We start from the raw sequence: 3,291 nt of genomic DNA, 5'->3' as shown, positions 1-3,291 counted from the left end.
TTCATTGCCTTTACAATTTTAGTTCTTCTTTTACAAGTCTTTCATTTATTATAATTAAGTCTTTTTCATTTATACCATAATATTTTAATTCTTTATCATATTCTGTATTTTGGAAAAAATCAATTATTGGCTCTTTTTCAAAATATACATTAATCAATCTTTTTTCATCTTTATTGATTATTCTAATATATTGGTATTTTTTTTCTAAAAAAATCTTATCTTTATCGCTTACAAAGCCATTTTCATAAAGACTTTTTAACAAGGCAAAACAAAACATTTTTTGATCGCCTTGATTTAAAAAATTCTCATTATGATTTTTTATTATTTTCTTTAAATTAGATAGCATTATATTTTATATTCCATAATTCATTTAAAGTTTCTTTCATTGTTTCCTTAGATATTAAATTCATTTTAACTCTCCTTGATTACAAAAATATTCATACTCTTCTTCCCAAAAATAACAGCCATAAATGCAATAAGAGCATAAATAGTTCAGTTCTTTAATATCATTTTGTTTTAAAAGTTCAAAAAATTGATTTTTGTTTATTTTTTTTTCTGTTTTTTCTGTTTCATCAACTTGTGAAAAATAAGGAATTATTTCTATGTCATTTTGAATAAAAAAATCAGGTGTTATAAGCTCTTTTTTTTCAAAATCAACCTTAATGATTTGTTTTGAAAATTCTTTAAATAATGGTTTTTCTTGGAGCGATAACATTTCTTTAAAATCTTCAATGATTTTATATTCCTTAAAAAGTTTTTTTGGTAAATAAACTCTAAGTGCCACCATTTCAAATTCATCTTTTTTATTGCAAATATCATATCCAAATAAAAACCTAAGCCCATCTTCATATTTTTTACAATATTCTTCTTTACTCATTGTTTTAAATTTTTCATAATTTACTTTCATTGTTTTTTCCATTTATTAACGTTTATGAAGAAACTTATATTCTTCTTCAGTTGATTTGCTATGAAGAATAATAGTTATATATTTTAACTCTTTAACTTTCATTTCTTGTAGAAATGAAAAAAATTGGTTTGGAGTTAAATCTTCATCGTTGCCTAGTTGAAAATAAGGAATTATTTTTATATTATGCTTCTTAAAAAAACTAGGCACTATAAAATCCCAATTTTTAAAATCAATCTTAATAGTTTGTTTTTCTAATTCTTTAAAAAATGGAGTTTTTAGAAATAAATTTACAACTTCCATATTGTTTTTTACTTTTGGGTCATTAATAAATTCATCAAAATATTCTTTCCCTATCCATACTCTAAGCGACATTTCAAAATAATCATCGCTATAATATTTCTTTTCGTTCTTGTATCCAAATATAACTCTAATTTTATCATTGCCTTTAAACTCATTAAAATAGTCTTGCTTTTTCATCATTGCAAGTTCCATCATTAAATTACTCATTTTTTACTCCTAATTTTTCTTTAACATACTTTAATGGTTCGCCCCAATTTTTATAAATATCAAGAAAGTATAATGCTATTTCTTCAGTCATATTGAATACTATTTTTTTATCATTACTATTATTGAAACTATGATCAAGTATCTTATAATCAAATCCAACTTTTGCGTTTTTGAGTGTATTTAAGATTTTTTTTATATTTTTGTTTGCTTTTTGAGATTCACTGCAAGTTGCATAATACTTAAAATCTTGTTCAAATTTTGTGAAATTAGATTTAGATTTCAAACTTAATGATTTATAGTTTATACTACTGCCTATAGTTCTAAAATACATTATTGCATAGGGTGTTAAAACTCCATAAAGATTTAACATAAAGTCGTGATTAATATTTTGTTTTTTCATTTTAATTTCCTTGATATTTTGTTTTTTTCATAGTATTGTATTCATCGTGGATAATTTTTACATTAGCTCCTTCTTTAGTGTAATAATCTCTTCCTGTATCTACTTCAGCAAATAAGAAATGTTGCTCATCGTTTTTACAATAAAAAATTACATTTAAAGGACGTTTCATATGGATAAAAGTATCTAATTTTTTTAGATCTTTTGTAGAAACTTCCATATAACAATCAGTGATTTTTCCTTCTTTCATTGAAGCAAATTTTTCTCTAATATTATCATTATAAATAAATTGATTTTGATTTCTTTCTTTATGTCTTTCTATTTCTCGTCTTTCTATTTCTTTTTCAATCTTAAATTGAATATCTTCTATATTTTTTTGATTTTTCTTATATGATAAAAGAATATAAAGACAATATAAAATAAATATCACATTCAAAAACAATACAAATTCTATAATCATTTTAAATCCTTTTCATTTTAACTTTTTTAATTAAAAACCCTTTTTTATTTAAAAGGGCAAATTCTCATTTTCTTCTATGTAGCCATCTGCTTGATTTTCATCTATGCTTGGCATAGTTTCTACTTCTTTTGGTGGTGTAATTTGATTTGGATTTGAAGTAACTTTGCAATTTTGATTTTGCTCTCCTTTTTTCTCAATAAATTCAAAAGAAGAGATTACAACCTGCCAACCATAACGAACATTGCCGTTTTGATCACTATAAGCTGAAGTTACAATTTTACCTGTTCCTAAAAAACGATCACCTTTTTTTAAATACTGATGAGCTACTTCTGCTCTACGCCCAAACAAAATAAGTGGTATCCAACTTGTTTGGGTTTCATATTCTCCATTTTCTTTGTTTCTTCTATTTTCTGAAACAGCTAAAGTTGTTTTTGCAAAAGCACTGCCTTTTGGTGTATATTTTATTTCGAAATCTTTACATAAGTATCCGCATAAATTAACTTGGTTCATTTTTTATTCTCCTTTTAATAGTTTTAATTTTTTAGCTTTAATAATTCTATTTTCGCTTAGAATTTTTCTTAACATAGCTTCATATCTATTAGCATTAATACTTTTTATAATCATTTTATTTGTTCTATTTGAAACAAAAATATATTTATCTTTAATGCAACCTAATTTCATAATATCCTTTAAAATAAGAGGCAAATCTTTTATGCGATGTTGCTCATTACTTCTTGAAAAATCTGCATATAAGCCAATCAAAAAATCTAAATGCTCCTTTCTATCTATAAAATAATGGCTTAGATTTTCTGATCGCAAAGCATCATTATCAATCTTAACCCCATTTATATAATAAGACTTGTCTTTATTTTTAAATTCAATTCTCATTTTTTTCCTTTGTCTTTGTTTTCGTATTATAATTATAGTATATTTATACTTAATTTATATTTAATTTATAGTCTTTTTATAGTTTTTTTATAACCGAACTCCAAAAACAAACCTAAACTTTTTCTCCCTTTT

7 protein-coding genes are annotated in these 3,291 nt (G+C 23.6%); all 7 read right to left on the bottom strand.

Features of this window, described 5'->3' with window-relative positions:
* Positions 1-10: 10 nt before the first annotated feature.
* Positions 11-277, bottom strand: coding sequence for a spore coat protein CotS (locus JG677_RS07530; RefSeq protein ID WP_234284666.1), 267 nt, complete (start codon positions 275-277; stop codon positions 11-13).
* Between the two features lie 129 nt (positions 278-406).
* A complete protein-coding gene (locus JG677_RS07525; RefSeq protein ID WP_234284665.1) occupies positions 407-907 on the bottom strand; it encodes a hypothetical protein in 501 nt (166 codons plus the stop codon).
* Positions 908-922: 15 nt separating this feature from the next.
* Positions 923-1,414, bottom strand: coding sequence for a hypothetical protein (locus JG677_RS07520; RefSeq protein WP_200286023.1), 492 nt, complete (start codon positions 1,412-1,414; stop codon positions 923-925).
* Positions 1,407-1,814 (bottom strand): hypothetical protein, encoded by a 408-nt coding sequence (locus JG677_RS07515; RefSeq protein WP_200286021.1) that lies wholly within the window; start codon positions 1,812-1,814, stop codon positions 1,407-1,409. Before JG677_RS07515 ends, JG677_RS07520 begins: the two co-directional genes overlap by 8 nt.
* Position 1,815: 1 nt before the next feature.
* A complete protein-coding gene (locus JG677_RS07510; RefSeq protein ID WP_234284664.1) occupies positions 1,816-2,271 on the bottom strand; it encodes a hypothetical protein in 456 nt (151 codons plus the stop codon).
* A 48-nt stretch (positions 2,272-2,319) separates the two neighbouring features.
* The gene (locus JG677_RS07505) at positions 2,320-2,781 is read right to left on the bottom strand and encodes a single-stranded DNA-binding protein (RefSeq protein ID WP_234284663.1); all 462 of its coding nucleotides are present in this window, start codon (positions 2,779-2,781) and stop codon (positions 2,320-2,322) included.
* A gap of 3 nt (positions 2,782-2,784) precedes the next feature.
* Positions 2,785-3,159 carry a hypothetical protein gene (locus JG677_RS07500; protein WP_200286020.1) on the bottom strand — a complete coding sequence of 125 codons (375 nt, stop codon included), beginning with the start codon at positions 3,157-3,159 and terminating at the stop codon, positions 2,785-2,787.
* Positions 3,160-3,291: the final 132 nt, after the last annotated feature.

The organism is Campylobacter sp. TTU-622 (genome assembly GCF_016598965.1).
Taxonomy (GTDB): Bacteria; Campylobacterota; Campylobacteria; order Campylobacterales; family Campylobacteraceae; genus Campylobacter_D.
The sequence above is the reverse complement of the archived record's forward strand: the minus strand, read 5'-3'. Positions and strand labels throughout refer to the sequence as shown.